At 63.7% G+C, this 26,712-nt stretch carries 27 protein-coding genes; 5 read left to right on the forward strand and 22 right to left on the reverse strand.

The window, feature by feature from the left end; genetic code table 11:
* Positions 1–10: 10 nt before the first annotated feature.
* From C9E81_RS15895 to C9E81_RS15910, 4 genes are all read right to left on the reverse strand, one after another.
* Positions 11–1,027 carry an ABC transporter permease gene (locus tag C9E81_RS15895; protein WP_122113338.1) on the reverse strand — a complete coding sequence of 339 codons (1,017 nt, stop codon included), beginning with the start codon at positions 1,025–1,027 and terminating at the stop codon, positions 11–13.
* Positions 1,024–2,049 carry an ABC transporter permease gene (locus tag C9E81_RS15900; RefSeq protein ID WP_122113339.1) on the reverse strand — a complete coding sequence of 342 codons (1,026 nt, stop codon included), beginning with the start codon at positions 2,047–2,049 and terminating at the stop codon, positions 1,024–1,026. The genes C9E81_RS15895 and C9E81_RS15900 overlap by 4 nt, the downstream gene beginning before the upstream one ends.
* Complete coding sequence (locus tag C9E81_RS15905; RefSeq protein ID WP_122113340.1) at positions 2,042–3,559, reverse strand: sugar ABC transporter ATP-binding protein; 1,518 nt, start codon at positions 3,557–3,559, stop codon at positions 2,042–2,044. Before C9E81_RS15905 ends, C9E81_RS15900 begins: the two co-directional genes overlap by 8 nt.
* 96 nt (positions 3,560–3,655) lie before the next feature.
* Complete coding sequence (locus C9E81_RS15910) at positions 3,656–4,660, reverse strand: substrate-binding domain-containing protein (RefSeq protein ID WP_166461948.1); 1,005 nt, start codon at positions 4,658–4,660, stop codon at positions 3,656–3,658.
* Positions 4,661–4,848: 188 nt separating this feature from the next.
* Here C9E81_RS15910 and C9E81_RS15915 point away from each other — a divergent pair, with 188 nt between their 5' ends.
* A complete protein-coding gene (locus C9E81_RS15915) occupies positions 4,849–5,871 on the forward strand; it encodes a LacI family DNA-binding transcriptional regulator (protein ID WP_122113341.1) in 1,023 nt (340 codons plus the stop codon).
* Positions 5,872–6,000: 129 nt separating this feature from the next.
* Here C9E81_RS15915 and zapA read toward each other — a convergent pair whose 3' ends face one another.
* The 3 genes from zapA to C9E81_RS15930 form a co-directional block, all read right to left on the reverse strand.
* Entirely contained in the window at positions 6,001–6,363 is a 363-nt protein-coding gene (zapA, locus tag C9E81_RS15920; RefSeq protein WP_122113342.1) for a cell division protein ZapA, read from the reverse strand.
* On the reverse strand, positions 6,364–6,972 hold the full coding sequence (locus C9E81_RS15925; RefSeq protein WP_208021200.1) for a hypothetical protein: 609 nt from the start codon (positions 6,970–6,972) through the stop codon (positions 6,364–6,366). It lies immediately after the preceding gene.
* Between the two features lie 106 nt (positions 6,973–7,078).
* Entirely contained in the window at positions 7,079–8,740 is a 1,662-nt protein-coding gene (locus C9E81_RS15930; protein WP_166461954.1) for a BCCT family transporter, read from the reverse strand.
* A gap of 332 nt (positions 8,741–9,072) precedes the next feature.
* On the opposite strand from C9E81_RS15930, the gene C9E81_RS15935 reads away from it, so the two are divergent.
* From C9E81_RS15935 to hisH, 4 genes are all read left to right on the forward strand, one after another.
* A complete protein-coding gene (locus tag C9E81_RS15935) occupies positions 9,073–9,762 on the forward strand; it encodes a potassium channel family protein (protein ID WP_425010653.1) in 690 nt (229 codons plus the stop codon).
* Between the two features lie 74 nt (positions 9,763–9,836).
* A complete protein-coding gene (locus tag C9E81_RS15940) occupies positions 9,837–11,105 on the forward strand; it encodes a TrkH family potassium uptake protein (protein ID WP_122113483.1) in 1,269 nt (422 codons plus the stop codon).
* Positions 11,106–11,151: 46 nt separating this feature from the next.
* Entirely contained in the window at positions 11,152–11,739 is a 588-nt protein-coding gene (gene hisB / locus C9E81_RS15945) for an imidazoleglycerol-phosphate dehydratase HisB (RefSeq protein ID WP_122113345.1), read from the forward strand.
* Positions 11,739–12,368, forward strand: a complete 630-nt coding sequence (hisH, locus tag C9E81_RS15950; protein ID WP_122113346.1) for an imidazole glycerol phosphate synthase subunit HisH — start codon at positions 11,739–11,741, stop codon at positions 12,366–12,368. The genes hisB and hisH overlap by 1 nt, the downstream gene beginning before the upstream one ends.
* Before the next feature lie 35 nt (positions 12,369–12,403).
* On the opposite strand, the gene C9E81_RS15955 is transcribed toward hisH, so the two are convergent.
* The 15 genes from C9E81_RS15955 to C9E81_RS16025 form a co-directional block, all read right to left on the reverse strand.
* Entirely contained in the window at positions 12,404–13,507 is a 1,104-nt protein-coding gene (locus tag C9E81_RS15955) for a substrate-binding domain-containing protein (RefSeq protein WP_122113347.1), read from the reverse strand.
* A gap of 34 nt (positions 13,508–13,541) precedes the next feature.
* Complete coding sequence (locus C9E81_RS15960) at positions 13,542–14,588, reverse strand: ABC transporter permease (RefSeq protein WP_122113348.1); 1,047 nt, start codon at positions 14,586–14,588, stop codon at positions 13,542–13,544.
* On the reverse strand, positions 14,588–16,165 hold the full coding sequence (locus tag C9E81_RS15965; protein ID WP_122113349.1) for a sugar ABC transporter ATP-binding protein: 1,578 nt from the start codon (positions 16,163–16,165) through the stop codon (positions 14,588–14,590). Before C9E81_RS15965 ends, C9E81_RS15960 begins: the two co-directional genes overlap by 1 nt.
* Positions 16,162–17,085 carry an SMP-30/gluconolactonase/LRE family protein gene (locus C9E81_RS15970; protein WP_122113350.1) on the reverse strand — a complete coding sequence of 308 codons (924 nt, stop codon included), beginning with the start codon at positions 17,083–17,085 and terminating at the stop codon, positions 16,162–16,164. Before C9E81_RS15970 ends, C9E81_RS15965 begins: the two co-directional genes overlap by 4 nt.
* Before the next feature lie 67 nt (positions 17,086–17,152).
* Positions 17,153–18,130, reverse strand: coding sequence for a YncE family protein (locus C9E81_RS15975; protein WP_122113351.1), 978 nt, complete (start codon positions 18,128–18,130; stop codon positions 17,153–17,155).
* A gap of 112 nt (positions 18,131–18,242) precedes the next feature.
* Positions 18,243–18,908 carry an aspartate/glutamate racemase family protein gene (locus C9E81_RS15980; protein ID WP_122113352.1) on the reverse strand — a complete coding sequence of 222 codons (666 nt, stop codon included), beginning with the start codon at positions 18,906–18,908 and terminating at the stop codon, positions 18,243–18,245.
* Positions 18,905–20,365, reverse strand: coding sequence for a dihydropyrimidinase (gene hydA, locus C9E81_RS15985; protein ID WP_122113353.1), 1,461 nt, complete (start codon positions 20,363–20,365; stop codon positions 18,905–18,907). The genes C9E81_RS15980 and hydA overlap by 4 nt, the downstream gene beginning before the upstream one ends.
* Positions 20,366–20,367: 2 nt before the next feature.
* Positions 20,368–21,156: an SDR family oxidoreductase gene (locus tag C9E81_RS15990; protein WP_122113354.1), complete on the reverse strand. Its 789-nt coding sequence runs from the start codon at positions 21,154–21,156 to the stop codon at positions 20,368–20,370.
* Entirely contained in the window at positions 21,156–22,091 is a 936-nt protein-coding gene (locus C9E81_RS15995; protein ID WP_122113355.1) for a dihydrodipicolinate synthase family protein, read from the reverse strand. The genes C9E81_RS15990 and C9E81_RS15995 overlap by 1 nt, the downstream gene beginning before the upstream one ends.
* On the reverse strand, positions 22,088–22,714 hold the full coding sequence (locus C9E81_RS16000; RefSeq protein ID WP_122113356.1) for a flavin reductase family protein: 627 nt from the start codon (positions 22,712–22,714) through the stop codon (positions 22,088–22,090). Before C9E81_RS16000 ends, C9E81_RS15995 begins: the two co-directional genes overlap by 4 nt.
* A complete protein-coding gene (locus tag C9E81_RS16005) occupies positions 22,711–23,637 on the reverse strand; it encodes an N-carbamoyl-D-amino-acid hydrolase (protein ID WP_122113357.1) in 927 nt (308 codons plus the stop codon). Before C9E81_RS16005 ends, C9E81_RS16000 begins: the two co-directional genes overlap by 4 nt.
* 10 nt (positions 23,638–23,647) lie before the next feature.
* Entirely contained in the window at positions 23,648–24,313 is a 666-nt protein-coding gene (locus C9E81_RS16010) for an amino acid ABC transporter permease (RefSeq protein ID WP_122113358.1), read from the reverse strand.
* 3 nt (positions 24,314–24,316) lie between these two features.
* Positions 24,317–25,000, reverse strand: a complete 684-nt coding sequence (locus C9E81_RS16015) for an amino acid ABC transporter permease (protein WP_122113359.1) — start codon at positions 24,998–25,000, stop codon at positions 24,317–24,319.
* The gene (locus C9E81_RS16020; protein ID WP_122113360.1) at positions 24,997–25,803 is read right to left on the reverse strand and encodes an amino acid ABC transporter ATP-binding protein; all 807 of its coding nucleotides are present in this window, start codon (positions 25,801–25,803) and stop codon (positions 24,997–24,999) included. Before C9E81_RS16020 ends, C9E81_RS16015 begins: the two co-directional genes overlap by 4 nt.
* Positions 25,769–26,599: a transporter substrate-binding domain-containing protein gene (locus tag C9E81_RS16025; protein ID WP_122113361.1), complete on the reverse strand. Its 831-nt coding sequence runs from the start codon at positions 26,597–26,599 to the stop codon at positions 25,769–25,771. The genes C9E81_RS16020 and C9E81_RS16025 overlap by 35 nt, the downstream gene beginning before the upstream one ends.
* Between the last annotated feature and the right edge of the window lie 113 nt (positions 26,600–26,712).

Consider the following 26,712-nt stretch of genomic DNA (forward strand, 5'->3'; position numbering starts at 1 on the left):
CAGGCAGGGATCAACGCATCCGGCCGGCGACCCTGCCCCAGATAAAGCGCATCACCATCACCGAGATGAGAATGCCGCCCCAAAGCGCGGTCGCCAGATGCTGGTTGGTGCCCAGAAGGTTCAGCCCCGATCCGATGACCTGCAGGATCACCAGCGCGAGAATGACCGGCGCGACGCGGCCGAAACCTCCGAACGGGTCCACGCGGCCCAGGAAGCAGGCAAGGACCGTGATCAGCAGATAGGCCTCGCCATGGCCAACACGGACCGAGTTGAAGCGGCTGGCCATGACGATACCCGCCACCGCGCACATGATGCCCGACAGGACATAGACCATGGTCAGCGCCCATCTGGTATTGATACCGGAATAGCGCGTCGCCTCCAGGTTCGAGCCAAGCTGGTAGATCGCAAAGCCCAGCCTTGTCCGGGTCAGGATCAGCGCCCAGATCCCGACGCAAAGCGCAAAGATCACAAGCGGCACCGGAATGCCCATTACATTGCCCTGCCCCAGCCAGGTCACTTCCGGCGGAAACCCCGAGACACTGCCACCACGGGTCAGGAACTCGCCCAGCCCGCGCAGGAAGATCATCATCGCCAGAGAGGCAAGGATGGGATGCGCCCCGGTATAGGCAACGACCGCGCCCAGCACCCAACCGATCACGGCGCCGCTGACAAGCGCCAGGATGATTGCCGGGATCAGCGCAGTCAGTCCCGCATCCGCGCCGCCTCCCCACATCAGCACCCAGGCCAATACGAGCCCCGAGATATTGGCCGAGAAGGTCACCGCCAGATTCAGCCCGCCCGACAGGATCGGGATCAGCATGGCCAGCGTCAGCAGGCCCAGCTCCGGCAATTGATAGGCGATCGAGGCAAAGGTCGCGCCGGTCAGGAAACGATCGCTGATTGCCGAGAACAGGACCACCAGCCCGAACAGCACGGCCACGAGGGCGAGATTCTCGCGCGCGGCTGGAACCGATGCCGCACCGGGGCCGGGCTTGCCGGAAAGCAGTTGCGCCAGGATCTGTTTCATTCGGCACCTCCACTGGCGACATCATCGGCACGGCGCGAGCGGCGCATGCGCTCGGTCAGGAAGCCGAGCGTTTCGCCCGACATGCTGATCGCGACGAGGATGATAAAGCCCACGATCATGCGGAACGCATAGGGCGATACGCCCAGCAGGTTGAGGCCGTTCTGCGTAATGGCGACCAGTGCCAGTCCCAGGATCGCCCCGAGAAGCGTTCCCCGTCCACCGCCAAGCCGCGCCCCGCCCAGCACAACCGCTGCCAGCACCTCGAGCTCGCGGCCATAAAGCGCGTTGGGCACGACCTCTTGCGCGTAATGCGCCTGCATCAGCCCGGCAATTCCGGCACAGGCGCCAAGCCAGCCATAGGCAAGATAATGCATCGCACCGATATTGATGCCCAAGCGCCGCGCGCCTTCGACATTGTCGCCCATCGCGAAGATCTGCCGCCCGAGGCTCAGCTTGCGCATCAGGAACCAGGTCGCCAGCACCACCACCGCCATCACCAGCACCGGCAAGGTGATCTCTGCCCAGCCTGCCGGTGTTTCATGCTCGAACAGGATGACCCGCCGCGTCATCCAGTCAGGCAGCAGATAGATCGAGACGCCGCCGGTAAAGAACATCAGCAACCCGAAGAACAGGTTGAACGTGGCTATGGTCACGACGATCGAGATGATCCGGAAATGATAGATCAGGGTCGCGTTGACCGCACCCAGGCAGAAACCGAAGAAAGCCGCCAAAATCAAGCCGATGGCCCAGTTTCCTCCGCCCAGCTTCATCAGCGCGATGACGGCCAGATACTGCACGACCGAGGCCCCGACCGCAAAAGAGATGTCGATGCCGCCCGCCACCAGCACCACCAGCAGCCCCGCCGCAAAGATCACGTTCACCGCCGATGAATTCAGCAGGTCAAAGGCGTTGACCAGCGTAAAGAAAGTATCGGTCGCCAGCGACAGGCCGATGCAGATGCAGGCGATGACAAGGATCAGCCAGCGTTCGGTGGCACCGATGGAGGAAAGAAATCTAGGCATGAATGGCCTCCTCCACATGGTCAAGCGTGGTTCGGGCCGGGATGAACTCTTCGATCAGGCGCCCGTCGCGCATATGCAATATCCGGTCCGCGTTGAAATAAACCTCGGGCGCCTCGTCAGAGATCAGCAGGATCGCCAGCCCGTCCTTTGCCAGTTGATCCACGATGGCAAAGATTCCCGCCCGCGCGCCGACATCGACACCGACGGTAGGGCTGTCCAGGATCAGCAGCTTCGGCTCGGTCGCCAGCCATTTGGCCAGCACGATCCGCTGCTGGTTGCCGCCCGACAACGTCGATACCGGATCCCCGGCCGCGCCGATCTTGACCCTCAGCCGGTCGATCCAGTCATCGACCAGCCGCTTTTTCTTTTTCGGAGACAACAGCTTGCCCGGCCCCAACAGGCGGTCAAGCACCGTCACCACGGTATTGTCGGCAATGGATTGCGGCTGCACCAGCCCCAGTGACAACCGGTCTTCCGAGACATAGGCGATACCGGCGCGGATGGCATCGCGGTTCGATTGCAGGCGCAGCGGCCTGCCCTGCCAGATGATTTCGCCCGCATCGGGCCGGGTCATGCCAAACAGCGACAGCGCCAGCTCCGTCCGGCCAGAACCGAGGCGCCCCGTCAGGCCGACGACCTCGCCCGGCGCGATGTCAAAGCTGACATCCCGGTATTCGCCCTCTCTCGTCAGGTTCTTCACCGACAGGATCGGCGCGGGCCTGTCGGTTCTTTCCGGCCGCGCGGCATAATCGAAACTGCTGCCGGTCATCAGCTCGGTCAGCCGCGCCTGCGTCATGCCCTCGGTCGAATAGGTTCCCACATAGCGGCCGTCGCGCAGCACCGTGACCCGTGACGAGATCTCCAGCACTTCGGCAAGCCGGTGCGAGACGAAGACCACCGCGATATTCTGTTCGCTTAGCCGCCGGACAATGGCGATCAGCGCATCGGTCTCTTTCTGCGAAAGCGAGGCGGTAGGCTCGTCCATGAAGACCAGCCGCGCATCGGCGACCAGCGCGCGGGCGATAGCCACGAGCTGGCGGTTGGCGATCGACAGGCTGCGCACCGGCGCATCCAGCGGGATGCTCACGCCCAGGCGTTCTAGTATGGCACCCGCTTCCCTGCGCATGGCGGCGGCATCGACCACGCGCGGCCTTGCACCGAGATTGCGTTCGAAGGCGATATTCTCGGCCACCGACATCTCGGGAAACAGCGCCAGATCCTGCCAGATGACCTGGATCCCCATCGCCCGTGCCCTGGCCGGGTCGAGGCCGGTCATGTCCTGCCCCTCCCACTCCATGACCGCCCCCGGCTCGGGCCTGTGCACGCCGCTGATGGTCTTGATCAGGGTCGATTTCCCGCAGCCGTTCTCGCCGGCAAGGCACAGCACCTCGCCCGGACGAATGTTGAAGGAGATGTCATCCAGCGCCTGCACACCGCCAAAGCGCTTGGAGACATGCTCCAGCCGCAGAAGATACGGGCCACGTTCGTCGGTAGTCGCGTCGTTGTTCATGGCGGAAACTCTTCGTCCGGGCCGTGGCGGCCAGGCTCGTTTCGGGTGAACGGAACAGCGGGCCGGCCGGAAAACGCACCGGCCCTGCTTGCGGCCTTACAGGCCCAACGCGGCGAGATCGTCGACCGTGTCGGGATTTATCTCGACCAGCTGATCGACGATGATGTCCTTGTTCTCGGCATCCGGCTCGACCACGCCAAGCCCCTCGATCTCCATACCGGATTCGATCGGCTCGCCATTGGCGATCATGTTCCCGAGCGTCACGAACACTTCGCCCGCCTGTTTCGGATTCCACATGTAGCCACCGGTCAGGATTCCGTCATGCATCAGCTGACGCCCCTGCCCCGGCGAGAACGGCCCCATCACCAGGATCTCGCCACCCTTGCGCCGTTCCTCGACGGCGCGCGCGGCGCCGATCGGCCCCTGGCTGCCAAAGGCCAGGAAGCCTTTCAGATCCTCGTGGGCACGCATCAGGTCAAGTGCCGTACGCCGCGACGCGTCCACGTCCTCGGCCACGCCGTAACGGTCGCCGACGACTTCCATATCGGGGTAGTTTTCCTCGATATAGGCGATGGCGGCATCGGCCCAGGCATTGTGCAGCGGCACGGTCAGACCGCCGACGAATACCGCGTATTTTCCCTTGCCGCCCAGCATCTCGCCAAGCTGCTTGCCATAGGCTTCGCCGAACCCCTTGGCCGAGGCCAGTTCGAAATTCCAGTCGACATTCTCCTGGTCCGGCGATTCATGGGAAATAACGTGGATACCCTGTTCCTTGGCCCGGGCCAGCACCGGTTCAAGCACGGCGGCATCGTTCGGCACGACGCCGATCACATCGACCCCCTGCGCGATCAGATCCTCGACGGCACGGACCTGCAAGGCCGGATCCGAGCTGGTCGGGCCGACCATGAAAGCCTCGACTCCCAGTGTCTCGGCGCGTTCCTTGATGCCGGCCTCCATCGCGTTGAACCACGGGATGCCGCCGATCTTGACGACGACGCCGATGGTCGTCTTGTCGTCCTGGGCAAACGCCGTGCCCGCCATCAGCCCGGTCGCAACGGCAGCGCCAATCAGCACCCGGCGTGTGAAACTCAGTCTTGTCATGGATTTTCCTCCCTCTCCTGTCACACAGCAACCGACTTTCCACCGATCGGATTTCGCTGTTGAACTTCTGCTAAATCCATTTAGCATATTTCGTCAACAGGCAAATTTTCTGCCGATGCGGGGGCAGATTTCCACCCTATTGCGGGATAGATGGAAAACACCCCGCGAAAGAAGGTCATATAACCGCTATGAACAGGCAGGGAAAAAAGATCACGATCAGGGAACTCGCCGAGGCCGCCGGAACTTCCGCGGCAACAGCGAGCCTGGTGATGAACGGTTCATGGAAACAGCACCGGATCAATCCCGATACGGCCGAACGGATACGGGTGCTGGCCCAGCAACTCGGCTACCAGCCGAATCAGCGGGCCCGGGCGCTCAGGCTCAGCCGGTCATCGCTTTCGGGCCTTATCATCCCCCATCATCGCAACCGATTCTTCGCCGGGCTGGCAGAGCATTTCGAACATGAATCCCATCGCCGCGGGCTGATTCCGATCATCGGCAGCACGCAGCGCGTTCCCGAGATCGAGGACAAGGTCGGCGCATCGATGATCGCGCAGGAGGTCGAGTTCCTGGTCCTGGCAGGGATCAGGAATCCGTCGAAGATCAATGCCATGAGCCGCAGGGCGGGTGTGCGCTGCGTCAATCTCGACCTGCCCGGGAAGGATACGTTCTCGGTCGTGACCGACAATATGGGCGGGGCGCTGGAACTGACCCGCCGGCTGCTGGCCGGGCTGCCCCTGAACGCTCCGGTGATGTTTCTTGGCGGGCGCATGCGCGAATACGCCACCGATCTGAGGATCGAGGGCTTTCACGCCGCATTGAGCGAGACCGGGCGGGCAAAAACATCGGCAACCGTCTTGTGCTGCGGCTATGATCCGCAAGCCGCCCGCGACGCCTTGCAGCGGATAATCGATGCGGGAAACGACCTGCCCGCCGCGCTTCTGGTCAACTCGATCACCGCCTTCGAGGGCTTCGCCACCCTCTGGCGCGATCATCCGGAGCTGTTCAGCGGTATTCGGGTCGCCTGCTTTGACTGGGATCCTTTCGCGTCATGCCTGCCGATAGAGACAATCATGCTGCGGCAGGATGTCGAGGGGCTTATCGGCCGCTGCTTCGACTGGTTCGATGCCGGACAGGAGCGCGCCGGAGAACTGGTCCTTGTCCCGCCGCGGGTCGTTCTGGACAACTATCCTCCCGACAGGAACAAATGACGGGCATGGAACCGGCGCTCCTTGAGCTCGCGGATGAATGAAAAAACCTGAAGGGCGTGCGGCAGGCTGGAGCGAGGCAATACCCCGGCCATCGCGGAACACGAAAACCCATCAGGCCCGACAGGCCGCTCAGCCGTTCTGCTGATCCTCCAGGCGCTCGGCCAGCGATTCAGCGCGGGCGGCCAGTTCGGCCATCGCCTCTTTCAGGTCGGACGGGATCACCGGCACCTCGACGCGAGTCGGGTTGGATTGCAGGCGATTGGCAAGCCTCTCGGCCTTCTCGGCGCGCGCCTCCACCGACGCGAAACGATCCGCCAGCATCAGCCCCGCCAGCAGCAACAGCCTTGGCTCGGGCATCCGGCCCGCCTGCTCGATGATCTGCCGCGCCTCGCCATCCAGAATGGCGGCGGCACGCTGCAACTGCTTTTCCTCGCCATCCTGGGTTCCAAGATTGTATTGCTTGTGCCCGATGGTGAATTCGACTTCCGCCATTTACTTGTCCTCCACCCCGGTTCCGTCATCGGGCGCGTCGCCATATACACCGGAGAAAACGCCCTGCTCCTTCCGGCGGCCGCCATCTTCCTCGTCTTCAGGCACGCCGACATCATCACCGGCCATCTCCGGCACGGGCGCCGGGCTGTGATCGGCTTCGGGCAACAATCGCTCCAGTTCGATGATGATATCGCCGAGATTCGAAATCTCGGCGGCGCGGGCGGCCCGCAGGGCCTCGATCTCGGCCTCCAGCGCCTCGCGGATGGCGGTGACGGAATCCCCGTCGGCCTGCGCGGCGGTCTCGATCAGCACCCGGTTCGCCGCCGCGAGTTCATCATTCGCCGCCGCCAGCCTCGCCGCCTGCTCGCCCGCCTCGAAAAGCCGGTCTCCGGGATCGTCGGACGCGACTGCATCCGGGCTCTTTCGGAGTTCCGCGATTTCGGCCCTGAGCCGGGCATTCTCAGCCTGCGTCGCCTCCAGCGCGGCCCGCAGATCCGGATCGCCTGCGGCAAGCGGCTGCGCGGATCGGAAGCGGCCTGTTTCAAGAAGCTGGTCAATGCGATCGAGTGCGGCGCTGAGACGGCGTTCACTGGCGGTAATTTCGCTCATCGTGGCAGTCCTTCGGAATCGATATCCCCGGTTTTGACACCCATGGACCGATAAAACAAGAACGGGCGGGAAAATCCCGCCCGTTCCGATGACTATCGCCGCAAACTCAGGCGAGTTCTCGCCGCTCCGCGATCAGCCCTTTCACCATGGCCCAACAGGCGCCCAGCAGGACCAGGGTGAACGGGAAGCCCGCCGAGACGGCCATCGCCTGCAACGCGGTCAACCCACCGCCCAGCAACAGGGCGATAGCGACCAGACCCTCGATCGAGCACCAGAAGATCCGCTGCGGAACCGGCGAGTTCACCTTGCCGCCCGCCGAGATCGTGTCGATCACTAGCGAGCCCGAGTCGGAAGAGGTCACGAAGAACACGATGACCAGCACGATCCCGACAAAGCTGGTGATCGCCGTCAGCGGCAGATGCGAGAGCATCTCGAACAGCTTCAGCTCCAGCGCGGCATCGGTGATCGTGCTGACCCCTCCCTGGGTCAGCGATACCGCCGTGCCGCCAAGCGCGGTCATCCACAGCACCGAGATCAGCGACGGCACGATCAGCACCGCGATAAGGAACTCGCGCACGGTGCGCCCGCGCGAGACACGGGCGATGAACATGCCGACAAACGGGGACCAGCTTATCCACCAGGCCCAGTAGAAGGCAGTCCAGCCCTGCCGGAAATTGTCATCCGTGCGTCCGAACGGGTTGGACAGCGGAATCAGCTCTTTGGCATAAGCACCGAGATTGCCGAAGAAGCCGGTGATGATGGCCATGGTCGGCCCTACCGCGATCACGAAGAACAGCAGGATCACTGCAAGGATCATGTTGATCTCGGACAACCGCTTCACGCCCTTTTCCACGCCCAGGACGACCGACATCGTGGCGACGAAGGTGATGGCGATGATCAGGACGATCTTGGTTGTGCCGCTTGCCGTCAGACCCAGAAGGAACTCCAGCCCCGCGGCAGCCTGTTCTGCCCCCAGTCCCAGAGATGTGGCCAGTCCGAACAGCGTCGCCAGCACTGCCAGCACATCGATGATATGGCCCGGCCAGCCCCAGACCGCCTCACCGAAGAGCGGATAAAAGACCGAGCGCAGGGTCAGCGGCAGCCCCTTGTTATAGGCGAACAGCGCCAGCGACAGCGCGACGACGGCATAGATGGCCCAGGGATGCAGGCCCCAGTGGAAAATCGTCGCGGCCATGCCGAGGCGACGTGCGGCGGCCTCGTCGCCCTCCGCCCCGTTCAACGGCGCCCAATCGGTGCGCACACCATCCTCGACGGTGGGTCCGTCAAAGGCGGCCTGGAAATGCCCGAGGGGTTCGCTGACACCATAGAACATCAGCCCGATCCCCATGCCAGCGGCGAACAGCATCGCGAACCAGCCGGTATAGGTGAAATCGGGCGTCGCCTCCGGTCCGCCGAGCCGTATCTTGCCGAGCGGCGAGAAGATCAGCCCGAGGCTGAGCAGCACGAAGATATTCCCGGCCAGCAGAAAGAACCAATCCAGGTTCGAGGTCAGCGAGTCGCGCAGACCGGTAAAGACAAGCTCGATTCCGCTGGATTGCGCAACACCGTCGATGGGTGGCACCGCCGTCGCGTATTGCAGGATGACCGTTCCAAGGGTGAAGAGCACGGCAGAGCCCGCTGAAATCGCGAAGACCGGGTTATGGATATCGAAGGGAAACGGAGCCTGTCCCTCGATATTGTCCTGCCCGATCTGGAATTCGGTCGCGATGATCTCGGTCGGTCCTTCGGGCTGTGGCATCGCCTCCATGCCCGGATCGGGCTCGGGCTCAAAGCGGCCGCTCAGGGCGTCGCGTTCGCGCCGCTCGTCGCCGGGCCGGCCTTTATGCCCCTTGCGCAGCCCCTTGCCGGGTGGGTTGGGTGTTTGATCTGACATGCGTCCCTTTCTCGTTCCGTTTCGGTTTCGGTCGGGTCGGTCCGGCACTGCCGTGGATCAGGGATCTCACGCAGCGCTCACTGACATTCACATTCCTATCACAATGACCAAAGGGCTGCAAAAAGCGCCACATTTACGACAGGTTGCCGGTCACAAACGACCAATACCCCGCTGGTGCTTGACCTTCGCGGTGCCGCGGGGGAAAAATGGACGGCATTTGGCAATCCGCCGGAGACCCGATGGGCAAGGAAAATCGTAGTTTCGTCGTCGTCGGTCTTGGCTCTTTCGGCGGCGTGGTCGCAGCGGAACTGGCGCGGTTCGGCAATCGTGTCCTGGGCGTGGACAGGGATCACAAACGGGTCGCGGCACTGGCCGAACAGCTTTCCAACGTGGTGATACTCGACGCCACCGACGAGGGCGCGCTGCGCGAGGCCGGGGCGGATCGTTACGATGTCGGGCTGGTGTCGATCGGCAATGACCTGGAAAGCAGCGTCATCGCGGCAATGAACCTGCGGCTGATCGGGATCGAGACCATCTGGGCCAAGGCCGAAAGCCGCACCCATCACCGCATCCTTTCCAAGGTCGGCGCCGATCGGGTGGTTCTGCCGGGACTCGAAATGGGCCGTCATACCGCGCAGATGCTGAACAATCCGGCGGTGCAGGATTACGTCAGCCTCGGCAACGGGTTCTCGGTGGTCAACCTGCTGATCCCCGAACGGCTGAAGGGCAGGAAGCTGTCCGACCTGCCGTTCAATTCCGCCATCACCAGGCTGGGAATGATGCGCGGCACCGAGTATTTCGATCTGCACGAGTGCGACCCGGTCCTGATGACCAATGACCGGCTGCTGCTGCTGGGCAAGCGGGCCGAACTGACCCAGTTTGGCGACCAGTTGTGAAGCTTCCATTCTGGACTGCCCTGCGGCGCTGGCTTGGACGGACACCGCCGCCCGCGGTGCTGGCCACGCTTTACATGGTGCTGATCCTGCTGGGCGGCCTGGCACTGATGCTGCCCTGCATGACACGAGAGGCGATCAGCCTCAGCGACGCGCTTTTCACCTCGACCTCGGCCGTGACCGTGACCGGGCTTGCCGTGATCGATACGGAGCTGACGCTGACCTTCTGGGGCCAGCTTGTGCTGGTGCTGCTGATCCAGCTGGGCGGCTTGGGGCTGATGACCTTCGCCGTGCTGGTCCTGTCGGCACTGGGGCTGCCGCTTGGCATCACCCATCACACCTATCTGCGCGAGGACCTCAACCAGACTTCCTATGTCCGGCTGATGAAACTGGTGAAGACGATCTTCCGGGTCGTGCTGATGGCCGAGATCGCGGGCGCGATGCTGCTTTGCCTGGTCTTTATCCCGAGCACCGGGCTGGGGCCGGGATTGTGGCACGCGGTCTTCCACTCGGTCTCGGCCTTCAACAATGCGGGCTTCTCGACCTTTTCATCGGGGCTGACGGGCTATGCCACCGATCCCGTCGTCAACAGCGTCATCCCGCTGCTGTTCATCATTGGCGGCATCGGCTATGTGGTCATCTCGGATGTCTTCCGGCAGCGGTTCTGGCATAGCTGGTCGCTGCATACCAGGCTGATGCTGGTGGGCACGGTGGCGCTGGTGGTGATCGGGGTCGGACTGACCGCCATTCTTGAATGGAACAATCCCCGCACGCTCGGCGCCTATGACAGCGCCACATCGCGGATGACGATCGCGTGGTTCCAGGGCGTGACGACGCGGACGGCGGGATTCAACACCACCGATATCGGCGGGCTGCATGATTCCACCTCGCTGCTCTACATGGCGCTGATGGTGATCGGCGGCGGGCCGACCTCGACGGCGGGCGGCGTCAAGGTAACGACGGTGGTTGTCATGCTGCTGGCCACGCTGGCCTTCTTTCGCCGCCGCACCGAGATATGGGCCTTCGGGCGTTCGGTCGGACTGGACGAGGTGCTCAAGGTCATGGCCCTGATCGCCATCGCCGCGATGCTGCTATTCACGGCAATGTTCCTGATGACGGCCACCCATGACGGCCATTTTCTCGATATCAGCTTCGAGGTCGCCTCGGCCTTCAGCAATACCGGCCTGACGCGCAGTTACACCACCGAACTGAACGAGCTTGGTCGTGGCGTCATCATGCTGGTGATGTTCCTGGGCCGGGTCGGGCCGCTGACGCTCGGCTTTTTCCTTGCCACACGCATCCCCCCCCGCGTCCGCTATCCCGAGGGTCAGGTCCATCTTGGCTGATCGCGCCGCCCGTCCTATAAGCGCCATGCAATGAGAAGGATATCCCATGCGCAAGGCCAAGATCACCCGCAAGACCGCCGAGACGCAGATCGAGGTGGAGCTAAATCTCGATGGAACCGGGCAGTATGAAAATCATACCGGCGTGGGGTTCTTCGATCACATGCTGGACCAGCTCTCGCGGCATTCGCTGATCGACCTGAGCGTGACCGCCAGGGGAGACCTGCATATCGACGATCACCACACGGTCGAGGATACCGGCATCGCCATCGGGCAGGCGCTGGTCAAGGCGCTTGGCGACAAGAAGGGCATCCGCCGCTATGGCAGCTTTCACCTGGCGATGGATGATGCGCTGGTCCGCGCGGCGCTGGATTTGTCGGGGCGGTCCTATCTGGTCTGGAATGTCGATTTCCCCAGTCAGAAGATCGGCACATTCGACTGTGAGCTGATACGCGAGTTCTTCCAGGCGCTGTCCACGCATGGCGGCATCACCTTGCATATCGACCGGTTGCACGGGCTGAACAGCCACCATATCGCCGAGGCCGCCTTCAAGGCCGCCGCCCGTGCCCTGCGCGAAGCGGTCGAGCCCGATCCGCGCATGCCCGGCGTGCTGCCCTCGACCAAGGGCGCGTTGTGATGCGCGTCGCGCTGATCGATTACGACAGCGGTAACCTCCATTCGGCGGCCAAGGCGTTCCAGTTGATGGGGCGCGAGGCCGGGGCCGAGGTGGTCGTGACCTCGGACCCCGAAACCGCCCTCGCCGCCGACCGTATCGTGCTGCCCGGCGACGGCGCCTTCCCCGCCTGCCGCGAGGCCCTGGGCGAGGTGGACGGCATGGCCGAGGCGATCCGCGAGGCGGTGCTGGTGCGTGGCCTGCCCTTCATGGGGATCTGTGTCGGCATGCAGATGCTGGCCACCAAGGGATACGAATATCGCGAAACCGCCGGGCTGGACTGGATCGGCGGCAAGATCGAGGCCATCGGCGCGCCGGGCCTGAAAGTGCCGCATATGGGCTGGAACGACCTGGTGATCGACCGCCCGCACCCGGTGCTGGAGGGCATCGGGACAGGCGATCACGCCTATTTCGTCCATGGCTGGCAATTCCAGGTCGCCGATCCGGCGCATCTGCTGGCGCATGTCGATTACGGCGGGCCGGTAACGGCGGTGGTCGGGCGCGACAATATCGTCGGTACCCAGTTCCACCCGGAAAAATCCCAGCAGATCGGGCTGCGCCTGATCGCCAATTTCCTGCGCTGGACGCCCTGAAGGCATCGAGGCCGCGCGTGGCGGCCCCGACCTTGTCAGTCCTTGCTCCAGATGGCCCTGTAAGCCTCGCGGTAGCCGTTATCGGGATCGAACCGGTTCTCTGCTCCGCCGTCGCGCTCGACATTTTCATGGGTGACGACATGCAAAGGCGACTGATAGCCAGACCATTCCTCTTTGGCGAATGCGCGGTTCATCTCGTCGATCATCTGCCAGCCCTGCAGGTTCAGCGGCTCGGCAACGGTGACCGCCTGGTATTCCCGGCTCCGGATCCGCTGGTAGGCCGCCTCGGAGCCGTCGCCGGCCGCCACGGCCCTGGGCATGCCATCCCCGGGAATACCGGCGGCAGCAAGCGAGGGCCGCATGAAATCGAAATAAAGATCGTTGATCGCTAGCGAATGCGTCCATTTCGCGCCATGCCGTTGCAGCAGCGTCGTCGTAAGCTGCGGCATCCGGGTCGAGGTTTCGGCTATTGGCGTATCCACATATTCGAGCACCTCGCCCCCCAGGGACTCGATCGTCTCCTTCATCCAGTCCGCCTTGTTCACGGCAATTTCGAAGGTCGAGTCGGTAAAGATGATCACTCCCGGCTTTTCCTGCGCATCGAGATAGGCCCAGTAGGCCGCCGCCTTCGCGACATCCCGTGCATCTGTCGTCACGTTCACGAAGAACCCGTCCTCTTCGCTCGGGCCGTTTTCGGACAGCGAGTGCCATGCGATCATCGGCAGCCCGGCCCTTTCGACCTGCTCCAGCTGGGCCTTCTGTTCGGTCGGGTTATAGCCCAGGATGAAAATCCCGTCGGGCCGCAGCGCCAGCGCCTGACCGAAGGAAGAGCTGCGCCCCGATACGGTGCCCCCGGCCTCGATGATCTTGATTTGCCAGCCGATCGCCTCGGCCGCTTCCTCAAGCCCGCGCGCCACGCCAAGAACGCCGCCATTGGTCAGGTCGTCCGCCAGCGCGACGACAAGCTTGTCCGGCACAGAGGCAGGGCCAGTGGTCGGGCCGTCCCATTCGGCGGCAGAGGCAGCCAATCCCTCGATGAAGGCGCGCGCCTCCGCGGCGCTGTTTTCCGCCCGGGCCATGGACATCGTGCCGGCGGCAAGCACGGCGGCAAGAACAAACCCGATTGCGTTTTTTCTCATGCGGCCATTCCTCCTGAAAGCAAAGATGAATTCGTTAATGATTGGATGCGGGATGCTTCGGCACCTGCCTTTGCGCACTGCGCCTGCGCTGTGCATAACCGACGATGCCGATGGCTGCCAGCAGGGTAATGCCGTTGAACATCGGCTCGACCCAGAACGAGCCCCCGAACTGCTGGATGCCCGAGATTCCCACCGCCAGGATGGTGACACCGACGATCGTGCCCCAGACATTGACCCGTCCCGGCCTGATCGTGGTGGAGCCCAGGAATGCACCGACCAATGCCGGCAACAGGAATTCCAGCCCGACGCTCGCCTGCCCGATCCGCAGCTTTGCCGCAAGCAGAATGCCCGCGAAAGCAGACAGGATGCCCGAGACGAAAAAGGCGCCTATCGCATAGCGCGTCACCGGAATCCCGTTCAGCGCCGCGGCGCGGGGATTCGCGCCGATGGCATAAAGGAACCGTCCTGCGGGCGTATATTCCATCAGGACCCATAACCCGATGGCCAGAACGAACACATAATAAGCGGTGATCGGCAGGCCGAACAGAAAGGTCGTGCTCAGCGCGTAGAAGGCGGGATCGAGCTGCGCCACCACCTGACGCCCGCCGGTATGCCACAGGGCAACCGCGTAGATCACCGTCCCAGTGCCGAGCGTCGCGATGAAACTGTCGATCCTCGCGATTTCGACAAGCAGGCCGTTCAGCAGCCCCAGCAGCCCGCCCAGTATCAGCACCAGCAGGCATGCAGCAGGCCATGGAAGACCGGCGACCTGCAGGCTGATGGCCAGGATATGCCACAGCACGATACCGTAACCCACGGTCAGGTCCAGCTTGCCCGTCGCCATCGGCATCATTGCCGCCAGCGCCAGGATCGCGACGATCGCCTCATCGGCAAGGATCGAGCGCAGGTTCAGCAGGGTCGGAAAGGTCTGCGGCAGCAATATGCTGAACAGCGCGATCAGCAGCAATGTCAGGATCGGCAACCCATAGGCCGGAAGCCGTCCGGTCAGCCGCGATATCCCCGATATTCCTGCAAGTTCGGATTCGGTGGGCTCAAGCGCATCGGACTTGATCGACGGCATCACGACACTCCTTGCGGGGCCGGTTTGCCGGCCAGAGCGGCATTCATCAACGCCTCGACCGTCAGATCGTTCCCGCCGATGCTTTCGACGATACGGCCGCCGGCAAAGACCAGCGCCCGGTGGCAGATATGCGCGACCTCCTCGAAATCGGTCGAGACGATAAGGATGCCGACGCCTCTGGCGGCGGTCTGGTTGAGCAGGGTGTAAACCTCGGTCCTCGCGCCGATATCCACCCCTGCGGTCGGATCCTCGCAGATCAACAGGCGCCTGCCGCTTTGCAGCCAGCGGCCGATAACCAGTTTCTGCTGGTTCCCGCCGGATAGCTGCTCTATCGGCAGATCGGGATCATTGGGAACAAGCCTGACCCGCCGCCCTATCTCGATGGCGCTCTCCGCTTCGGTGCGGCGCGATGCGATCTCCCACCGCCGGCGCCCGAAAGCACAGGGATTGAGAAAGAAATTCTCGCTGGTGCTCAGCCCCGGCGCGACCGATTCCTCCAGCCGGTCCCGCGCAACCAGCCCAATCCCCGCCGCCATGGCCCTTTGCGGCGAGGACAGGTCGAGCCGCCGCCCATCAAGCATGATATCGCCGTCATGACGCTCGATCCCGAAAATCGCCCGGGAGATGCTTTCCTGCCCCGCGCCGCGGAGGCCGGCGAGGCCGAGAATCTCGCCGTCACCGATATCGAAGGATACCGGCCCCACGGCCCCGGTGCGCAGCCCCCGGATCTGTGCGAGGGGCCTGTCCGACCGCGCGCGCGTCCGAGGCACGCTCCCCATATCGTCGCCGACAATCTCGCGCACAAGCCTTTCCGGGCTGGTATCGGCAACCGCACGGTCAGAGATCACTGCCCCGTCGCGCAATACCACCACGCGGTCGGCTATCTCGAAGATTTCGGGCAGGCGATGCGAGACATAAATCATTCCGACCCCCTGCCCGCGCAGCCTGCGCAGCGCCTCCAGCAATTCGGCGACCTCCTCGGCGGGCAGCGATGCCGTCGGCTCATCCAGCACCAGAAAGCGGCAATCCACGGCCAGGGCACGGGCGATGGCGACAAGCGACTTCTCGGTTCGCGTCAGGCTGTGGACCCGCACCGCCGGGTCTATTTCGCAATGCACCCTTGCCAACGCCTCTGCCGCAAGCCTCTCGACCCGCCGCCACGAGATCAGCCCGCCCCTGCGCGCGAAACCAAGCGCCAGCGCCATGTTCTCGGCCACCGTCATCCACTCGACCAGCCCGAGGTCCTGATGGATGAACGCCACCGCCTGCTTTTCGCCGAAGCGTGACGGGTGGTGGCGATACTCGGCCCCGTCGATCGTGACCGAACCGGAATCCGGGTGATGGATGCCCCCCAATATCTTGATCAGCGTCGATTTTCCCGCGCCGTTTTCGCCCAGAACCGCCACCACCTCGCCCGTGCCGACCGACAGGGATACGTCTTCAAGCGCCCGCGTGCCGCCAAAACTCTTGGTAATGCGGGTGAATTTCAGCCCGAGGTCCGGCGCGCAATCATATGCGCCCTCCGGCGGTTCCCGCCGGGGGGACTCGCCCGCCGCTCTTCCCGCTTTGCCTGTCATGGCCTCTGCACGCCCGAGCGGTTCAGCGTGATGGCGTAAAGCGAGGTCGTCGCGCAGATATACAGCCGGGATTTGCCGCGCCCGCCAAAGCAGATATTCGCGACGGTCTCGGGCACCAGGATCCTGCCGAGCAGTTCCCCTTCGGAAGAGATGCAATGCACGCCATCCCGGGCAGAGGTCCATAGATTGCCGTCGCTGTCAAAGCGGAAGCCGTCGGCAGCTCCGGGGCTGACCCTGTGAAATACCGCCCCCCCGGTCAGGCTATACCCATCGGAGCCAATGTCGAAAACACGGATATGCCGTTCTGCATCCGGGTCGAACATCCTGCCGGTCTCGGCGATATAAAGGCGGCTCTCATCCGGCGAAAAGGCCAGCCCGTTGGGGCAGGCGAAATCGTCGCAAACCATCTGCAATCCGCCGCTGGCGGGATCGATGCGATAGACATTGCAGGGCAGTTCCTGCTCTGACCGATGGCCTTCGTAATCGGTCATGATCCCGTAATGCGGATCGGTGAACCAGATCGAGCCGTCGGATTTCACCACCACGTCATTGGGAGAATTCAACCGCTTGCCCCGATAATGCGAGGCAAGTGTGGTGATCCTGCCGTCATGTTCGGTCCGGGTCACGCTGCGGCTTCCATGTTCGCAGCTGATCAGCCGCCCCTGAAGGTCGCGGCTATGCCCGTTGGCGAAGTTCGACGGGTTGCGATAGACCGACAGATGCCCCTCGCCCGGCCCGTTGGCGGGGACATAACGCATGATCACGTTGTTCGGAATGTCCGAGAACAGCAGGCAACCGGCATCGCCGAACCAGACCGGCCCCTCCAGCCAGCGAAAACCGGTTGCCAGCCGTTCAAGCGGGGCATTGCGCATCACGAAACGGTCAAAGCGCGGATCGTGGGTCTGGAACCATTGCGTCATCAGCGGGAACTCCCGGAATGTTGTGGGCGGTTCCGGCGAACGGCTCCGGTGCGGATATGCTTGATCGTCATGTCACGGCTGCTCCCCTGGTCAATATCGCGGCGTTATCGTCAAGCGACACAATGGCCGAAACATCGGGTTCTTTGCCAGTGGGGATCTTGCGGGTAACGGCAAGCCTGTCGAGATCGAGGCAATGCAGCTCATTCGCATCGGTGCTGATGAAAGCGCGCGTCATGCTTTTGTCGAAGCTGAGCGAGATGGGCGGAACCTCCAGTTCGACCCGGCCGATGGTTTTCAGGCTCCGGTCGTCCAGCAATGTCAGCGAACGTCCCCGGTAATCGACCGTCATCAGCCGGGACCGCCGCCTGTCGTGGAAAATCCGAACCGGATCGCCCGGCACGTTCTCGGATGCCGTGATTTCCAGCGTGACAGTATCGAGGGCGACCACGGTTTCGCTTTTCCGGTTGGTGACGAATAACAGCTTTTCGTCCTCGCGCAGCAGGCGCCCTTCCGGCATCTCACCGGTCGAGACAGGCACAGGCGTCACCGAAGGGTCCTGCGGGTCGAATACCGTGACATCGTTGCTGTCGAGATTCATCGAATAGCAGCGCCGGCCATCGCGGGTCACGGCGAAAAGATGCGGCTTGCGCCCCCCGGTCGGGGCGGTTCGGTCAGGTGCGCCGCCCTTGCGCGGGTCGTCCCAGATGACAAGCCGCGCCGCCGTCTCGGACAGGGCATAAAGGCGGCCCATACCATCCATCCCGATGCCATGCGGGCGGTTCATTCCTTCGCCAAGGCTGAACCTGTCCACGATCCTGCCTGCCGCCACATCCAGCGCCAGAACCTCGTGGCCGCCGGTATCTTCGCTGCCGGAATTCGCTACGCCGTAATGACCGATATAGGCGATCCCGCAATCCGCGTTCAGTGTGAACTCATGGGGAAATTCCGGCAAAGGCACAACATGTAGCAGCTCTCCGCCATCAATGTCGTAACAGGACAGTCGATGCGCGCTTTTCTCGATCAAGAGCAAGACGTCTTTTGGCATTGGACCTACCGGATTCTCTACTGGCTACACAAAACACACTCTTCCCCCACATGGTTGCGCATTGCATAACCCGCGATGATCGGTATTGCCAATCCTCCTGCGGCGACGTCCTTTATCCGGATGCCCGCATCTCTTGACCGGTCAGCACCGCGCCAAGCGCCATGGCCACCGCGGCCTGTGTCGGATCGATGACCGGCCGGTTCAGCTTTGCCTCGAGCGCGGCGCGGTGCCGGGCCATGCCTGCGCAGCCGAGGATCAGGACATCCGCGCCATCCGATATCAGGGCATGCCCAACCTCGACCAGCCGCTCGAACGTGCCCTCGCCCCGCGCGCTTTCGTCGACGCTCATGTTCAGCGCCCGCTCCCCCGCCAGCCGGTCGGTGACCCCCATCCGCCGCAGATAGCGCAGATGGCGCGGAATCGACGCGTCGGCGATGGCGACAACGCCGAAACGATCGCCGCGCGCCAGCGCCGTCAGCACCCCGGATTCCTGGATGCCGAAGACCGGCACCCTCGCCGTGGCCCGGCACAGGTCAAGCCCCGGATCCGAATAACATGCGATGACAAAAGCCGAGGCATCGGCCCGGCTTTTCACCAGCGAGGCCAGCGGCAGCGCGACCTGGTCGACGTGATGCTGGCTTTCGATTCCGAACGGACCTTCGGCTAGGGTCACGCATTCGATCCCGACCCCGCAGCGGAATGCGGCCAGCGCCTGTTCCAGCCCATCCGTCACCGCCTGGTTGGAGTTCGGATTGATGACGACGACAGGGCCGGTCATGGCGCGATATCCGCGCCGAAGTTCCGCGCCGGGTCGAGTTCGGGCGTGCGCGTGCCCGGATAACCGGTGAAGTCCGGCGGGCGGCGGGCGATGAACCGGCCCCGGCCCGGCTTGGCCAGCAGCTTGCCGCCATCCATTACCGTTTCGCCCCGCGACAGGACCGTGACCGGCCAGCCGGTGATCTGCCGGCCCTCGAATGGCGTGTAATCCATGTTGTCATGCTGGTCCTCGATGGTGACGCTGCGGGTCTCTTCGGGATCCCAGATGGCGATATCGGCATCCGATCCGATGGCGATGGTGCCTTTCTCGGGATGCATCCCGTAAAGTTTGGCGGCATTGGTCGAACCAAGCGCCACGAACTGGTTCAGCGTGATCCGCCCGGCCCTGACACCTTCCGAGAACAACAGCGGCAGGCGCAAGGCGATTCCGGGCATGCCGTTCGCGATCTGCTTGAAACTGGCATTCGGCCCCTTGGCCAGCTTGCCGCTTTCGTCAAAACGATAAGGCGCGTGGTCCGAGGAAAAGACCGAGAAGGTCCCCGCCTGCAAATGCCGCCACAGCGCCTCTTGCGTTTCCGTATCCCGAACCGGGGGCGAGCACATGAACTTGGCACCCTCCATTCCGGGGCGGTCCAGGTCCTGACGGGTCAGGAACAGGTATTGCGGGCAGGTCTCGCCGAAGATCTTCGCGCCTTCCAGCCGCGCCTGCGCCACCATTCCCGCACCCTCGGGGGTCGAGACATGGACGATCAGCAGGGGCGCATCGACGAAACGCGCCAGCGTGATCGCGCGGTTGATCGCCTCGGCTTCCGCCACTGCCGGGTGGCTGATCGCGTGATAGCGCGGCTGCGTATGGCCGGCCGCCACCAGACGGTCCGAAATCCACCTGATGATGCCGGAATTCTCGGCATGGACCATGGTCAGCGCACCGTGGGTTTTCGCCACCGACAGGATATCGAGGAACTGGCCGTCGTCGATCTTCATCAGGTCATAGGTCATGAACACCTTGAACGAGGTGATCCCGCGGGCGAATGCCTGCGGCAGCTCATCGCGCAGGACCTTTTCGGTCGGGTCGGCGACGATCAGGTGATAGCCGTAATCGATCACCGAGTTGCCCTGCGCCCGGCTGTCGTAGAGATCCAGCGTCTCGGTAACGCCCATGCCGCGATGCTGGGCGGCGAAGGGGACGAAGCTGGAATTGCCGCCGAATGCCGCCGAGATCGAGCCGCTGCGGTAATCATCCGCCGTCATACCGCCGGTCGCGCTTTCCTGCGCGATATGGCAATGCGCCTCGATCCCGCCGGGCAGGACCAGCTTGCCGCTGGCGTCGATTTCGCGCGCACCGCTCAGGTTTTCGGCAATGGCGGCGATGCGCCCTTCGCGGATACCGATATCGGCACGAAACGTATCCGATGCGGTGGCAACAGTGCCGTTCGTGATGACGAGATCAAGTTCCATGGTCACACCGATCTGATCGAGCCGCCATCACAGCGCACGAGACTGCCGGTGATGTAGCTGGCGGGTTCCGAGACAAGAAACGCGGCGGTCTTGGCGAATTCCTCGACCCTGCCGTAACGGCCCGCCGGGATGGTTTTGGCCGAGGCGGCGCGCACCTCCTCTACCGGGGTTCCCGTGCGCCTGGCGGCAGCAGCGTCCAGTTCGTCCGTCCGTTGGGTATGGATACGGCCGGGCAGCAGCATGTTCACGGTGATGCCCTCGGCGGCAAGGTCGTTGGACAGGGATTTCGACCAGCCCACCAGCGCCGCGCGAAGCGTGTTCGACATCGCCAGCGTCGGGATCGGCTGGACCACGCCCGAGGATCCGATAGTCAGGATGCGGCCCCAACCGGCGGCACGCATGGCGGGCAGCAGCCGCTCGGCGGTTTCCATCACCCGCAGCACCATCTGGTTGAACTGGGCGGCGAGCACGGCAAGATCCGCATCGGCCATCTTGCCCGGCGGCGGCCCGCCGGTATTGGCGACAAGGATATCCGCCGCGCCGAAATGTGTCTCGACCGCCTGCGCCATCCTGTCGGCGGCATCATCCTGCGCAAGGTCGCAGGCGACCCACTCGGCCCGGCCTGCCCCCTTGGCGGTGATCGCCTCGGCTTCCTGTGCCAGCCTGTCGGCGCTGCGCCCCGTCAGCAGCACATCGGCGCCTTCCCCGGCCAGCACCTGCGCGATGCCCAGCCCGAGCCCGCGAGACGAGGACATGACCAATGCGCGCTTGCCTTTCAGTCCCAGATCCATCAGCCCAGCTCCTTCAGTCGTTTCTCCAGACGCGAGGTCAGCCGCGTCAGCTCGTCATGATCCATCGCGCTCATCGCAGGTCCCGGCGCGCGCACCCGGGCCGAGGCAATCACGCCACGGCGGCGCAGGGTTTCCTTGCGGATGGCAAGCCCCAGCCCCGGTTGCTGCTCGTAGCGCACCAGCGGCAGATAGGCGTCGAAGATGTCCTCGGCCCGGTCGTGATCGCCCTTCAGCGAAAGTTCGACGACCTGCACCATCATCTCGGGAAAGGCGAAGCCGGTCATCGCGCCATCCGCGCCGCGCTGCATCTCCTGCGGCAGGAACAGCGCGGAATTTCCGGTCAGGATCGACAGGCGCGGCTGATCGGGGGTGCCGGTCTCGGCCCTGACGCGGGAAAGCTTGGCAAGACCCGGCCAGTCCTCGTGTTTCAGCATGACGATCTGCGGGTTGTCGCGCGCGATCTTCAGGATGCTGTCGACCGAGAAACGGGCATTGGTGGTCAGCGGGTAATCCTGCAGGCAGATCGGCACATCGCCGCCAAGCGCCTTGCAGACCTGCGCGAAATAGCCCTCCAGCCGGTCCTCCGGCCCAAGGCCCTGCATCGGGGCGACCATGACCCCCGCCGCACCCGCCGCCATGACATCGGAGGTCAGGCTGCGCATCGGGTCAAGCCCGGCCCCGGAAACCCCGACGATCACCGGCACGCGGCCTGCCACGCGGGCAAGGACACGCTCGGCAAAGATGCGCGACTCGGCATCCGACAGTTTCGGCGCCTCGCCCATGATGCCAAGGATGGTCATGCCGGTCACACCGCATTCGAGATAGAAATCGACCATCTTATCCGTCGATTCCAGATCAAGCGTGCCGTCCTCGGCAAAGGGCGTGGCGGCGATCACGAAAACGCCGGAGGAATTGCGGTGGATAAGTTCGGTCATGGCTGCTCCTTGGGTTGCGGGATGGGGTGGCAGGCGATCTCTTCAAGCCGCGCGTAGCGGTCGGCAAAGAGCCGGGCGAGCGGAAGGTTCCCGCCCCAATCGACATGCATCCTGCCGGTATCGATCAGCCCGTCGCGGGCCACAAGCGCCACCGCCTCCCCCACGACGATATCGCGTTCACCCGAATAGCGTAGCGTATCCCTGAGCCGGCATTCAATCGCCACGGGCGCGGCGGCCAGTCGCGGCGGCGCGACCTGGCTTGAAGGCGCAAGCGCCAGATCCAGCGCCTGCGGTTCGCTGACATCGGGCGGATAGGCGGAGGCGGTTTCCACCATCGGACCAATCAGATCGGGCGTGACGATATTGACGACGAATTCCCCGGTCGCCGCGATATTGCGGGCCGTATCCTTGGGACCGCTGCCGTCGCGGGCATGCTCCAGCCCAAGGATCACCAGCGCCGGATCCTGCCCGAAAAGGTTGAAGAAGGAAAATGGCGCGGCATTGACCCGCCCGAGCCTGTCCTGCGTGGTGACCCACGCGACCGGGCGCGGGATCACCACCGCCGTCAGCAGCTTGTAACGCTCTTGCGGCGCCAGCTCGGTCAGGTCGATCTGCGTCGTCATACCTTGCGCACCACTCCTGTCTGGCTGGTGATCAGGCCGTAATGCTCGATCCGTCGGTGGCGGGCGAAATCGAATATCGTCTCCTTGCCGAAGACCGACAGGTCCATGTCGCATTCATGGACCAGCAATTCGTCGCCATTGGTCTTTGCCCGCGCCACGACATAGCCGTTGGGATCGACGATGATCGAGCCGCCCATCAGCGGATGGCCGTCCTCGTCGCCCGCCTTGGCGACCCCCACGACCCATGTGGCGTTCTGATAGGCCCCGGCGGTCATCGACAGTTCGGAATGGTAAAGCCGCTTGTCTTCGCCCTCGGCGCTGTTCTGGCTGTTCACCGAAGGCGTGTTGTAGCCCAGGATCACCAGTTCGACCCCCTGCAAACCCATCACCCGGTAGGATTCGGGCCAGCGGCGATCGTTGCAGATCAGCATGCCGACAACGGCATCCTGCGTGCGCCAGACCGGAAAGCCCAGGTCCCCGGGTTCGAAATAGCGCTTTTCCAGGTGCTGGAAAGCGCGTTCGTTATCGTATTCGGAATGTCCCGGCAGATGCACCTTGCGGTATTTCGCGACGATATTGCCGTCCCGGTCGGTCAGGATCTGGGTGTTGAAGTGATGCCCGTCCGGTGTCAGTTCCGCATAGCCGAAGCTGATCGCGACCCGCAATTCCCGGGCCCTGTCGAAAAGCGGCTGCGTGGCGGCATTGGGCATCTCGGTCTCGAACCAGCAATCGACCTCGGCCTGATCCTCCATGTACCAGCGCGGGAAAAACGTGGTCAGCGCCAGCTCGGGATAAACCACCATCGTGCAGCCCGCCCCCGCGGCCTCTTCCAGCAGCGCGAGCATCCGGGCGACAATGGTTTCACGGCTGTCGGCCTTTTGGTTGGGACCCATCTGGGCGGCTCCGATGACGATTTTTCGCATGTTCTTCCTTTCAGGCGACAAGACGGCGCTGGTAGCGGCTGAGCAGCCGCACCACCGGCCATAGCAAGACGAGATAGATCACCGCCGCCAGCGTCAGCGGCGAGGCGTTATAGGTCACCGACCGGGCAAGGCTGGCGGCATGCAGCAACTCTCCCAGTGACACGACCGAGGCGAGCGAGGTCAGCTTGACCACCTCGACCGTGTTCGAGATCAGGTCGGGCAGCACGTTGCGGGTGGCTTGCGGCAGGATCACCCAGGTCAGCGTCTGGCGCTGCGTGAGGCCGGTCGAACGCGCCGCCTCCCATTGCCCCGTTCCAACCGAGATCAGCCCGGCGCGGAACACCTCGCCGTAATAGGCGGAGTTGTTCAGCAGGAAGGCCAGCACCACGGCCACGAAAGGCGACAGGCGGATACCGGCAAAGGGCAGACCGGCATAGACGAAGATCAGCAGCACCAGCGGCGGGATCGCACGGAACAGGTCCACCAGCGCCATGGCGGGCCAGCGCAGCCAGCGCGACCGGGCGGTCGAGGCCAGCGCGGCCCCCAGCCCTCCGGCCAGCCCGAGCGGGATCACCGCGCAGCAGATCAGCAGGGTCATGCCAAGCCCGCGCAGGATGGTCGGCAGGGCCTTGGCCATGATGTCGAGATTGAAGAACTGGACGGCAAGTTGATCCATCGCTCAGCCCTTCTTCCAGGCAAAGCGGCTTTCCAGCCAGCGCGACAGGATCACGAAAGGCAGGAAAAGCACTACATAGGCCAAGGCGGCCAGTGTCAGGGGCGAGGCGTTGCCCGAAAAGCTTTGCGCCGTGGTGGCCTGGTTGAGAATGTCGGGCACCCCGATCACCGTGCCGAGCGCGGTCATCTTGGTGATGGCGATGGCGCGGTTGGTCAGCGGCGGGATCACCATGCGCACGGCCTGCGGCAGCACAACGTAGCCGAGGGTCTGGGTAAAACCGAGGCCGGTGGAACGCGCCGCCTCCCACTGGCCCTTGTCGGTCGCGGTGATGCCGGCCCAGATGATCTCTTCGGCGAAAGCGCCAAGCGTCAGGCCGAGGATGACGAACAACACCGCAAAGCTGGACAGCGTGATCCCCACGCTTGGCAGCCCGAAAAAGACCAGCAGGATCAGGACCAGCGGCGGCACGGCGCGGAAGATGTCGGCATAGATGACGATCAGGAAGGAAACCGGCCAGATCCGATAGGCACGTATGCAGGCCAGCAATGCCCCCCACAGCGTGCCCGCCACGACGATCAGCACCGAAAGCTCGATCGTCACCCAGACACCCTGCAGGATCGACGGCGTGTATTTCGCCAGAACCGATCCGTTCAGGAAAGTCTCGATGAAGCGGTCCAGATTGGTCATTGGCTGTAACGGGCAAGAAAGGCGCGGGTGCGTTCATGCTGCGGGTTTCCGAACAGCTCCTCGGGCGGTCCTTCCTCGACGATCTCGCCATCGGCCATGAAAACCACCCGGTCGGCGGCCTCGCGTGCGAAGGCCATCTCGTGGCTGACAACCAGCATCGTCATCCCGTCCTGCTTCAACTCGCGCATGACGCCCAGCACATCGCCGACCAGTTCGGGATCGAGCGCCGAGGTCGGCTCGTCGAACAGCATCACCGCCGGTTCCAGCGCAATGGCGCGGGCGATGGCGACGCGTTGTTGCTGCCCTCCCGAAAGCTGCGAGGGATAATTCGCGGCCTTGTCGGCCAGCCCGACCCGGGTCAGCGCGGTGATGGCACGGGCATCGGCCTCGTCACGTGACAGCTTCAGCACCTTGCGCAGCGCCAGCGTGACATTTCCGCGCGCATCGAGATGGGGATAGAGATTGAAACTCTGGAACACCATGCCGATGCGGCGGCGAAGCCGGTCGAGATTCACACCGCGCCCGGTGATCTTCTCGCCTTCCAGCAATATGTCGCCCGAATTGGGCTCCTCCAGCCGGTTGCAGCAGCGCAGCATGGTGGATTTGCCCGAACCCGAGCGGCCAAGCACGAAGACCATCTCGGATTTCGCCACCTGCAGGCTGACGCTTTTCAGCACCTCGACCGTGCCGAAGGATTTCTTCAGCCCGACAACCTCCAGCGTGGGCCGCGCCCCGATGGCAGCGGCCCCGCCCCGATCCTGCCCCGGATTACGCACAGCCGGGCGCGTGATCGTCAGCGACATGGCCGGGGAATTCCGGTTCACCCCAACCCGGGCGCGGTGTGACGGCGGCGGAACCCTCGGCAGGTTCGGTGCCGAACCATTTCACATGAAGTTCCGCGATCGTGCCGTCGGTCTTCAGGCATTCGATGGCTCCTTCCACCTTTTCGCGCAACTGGTCGTCGCCCTTGCGGAAAGGCATGCCCCAGACCAGCCCGGTCGAATGCAGATAGCTGAGCTGCACTGCCGGGTTCTGCTTGGCGGCCCATGCGCTGACGGTATTGCCCGCCACGGTCGCGAAGGCCCGGCCCGACACCACCGCCTGCACCGCATCGGTCGCCGTGCCGTAGCTTTCGATGGTCCAGCCGATCTCGTCGGTCAGATCGCGCGCCCAACTGTCATAGACCGAGCCCTTGTTGACCGCGACCACCTTGCCCTTGAGCTGTTCCAGCGCGGTGATTTCCGGCCCGCCGGCTTTCACCAGGAACTGGAAATCAGTGTTCAGATAGCCTTCGGAGAAGTAATAGGCCTCGGCGCGTTCCTGGGTGATCGTGGTGGGCGCGATCACGAAATCATAGGTTTCGGCCTGCAGGCCCGGCAGGATGCCCGAGAACTGGGTGGCGACGATCTCCATCTCGGCGCCGAGGCGCTCGCCAATGGCATTGGCCAGGTCGATATTGAAGCCCTCCAGCCCGCCATCCATCGTCGGCATGGCATGCGGGGCAAAAGTTCCGTCCACTGCCACGACATATTTGTCTTGTGCCAGTGCGGGGCTGCCCAAGGCCAATGACAGTGCCAGCCCGTTGATCAGGTATTTCATGTTGGTTTCCTCTCTGTTGGTTTGCCCTGGGATCAAGGCGGTCCAACCGGCGATCAGGCCGGGAAGCGTGAAACGACACGGTCCTGAACTCCGCTGCCCGAAGTTCAGCATGG

The sequence above is a fragment of the Paracoccus alkanivorans genome (genome assembly GCF_003697785.1).
GTDB classification, from domain to species: domain Bacteria; phylum Pseudomonadota; class Alphaproteobacteria; order Rhodobacterales; family Rhodobacteraceae; genus Paracoccus; species Paracoccus alkanivorans.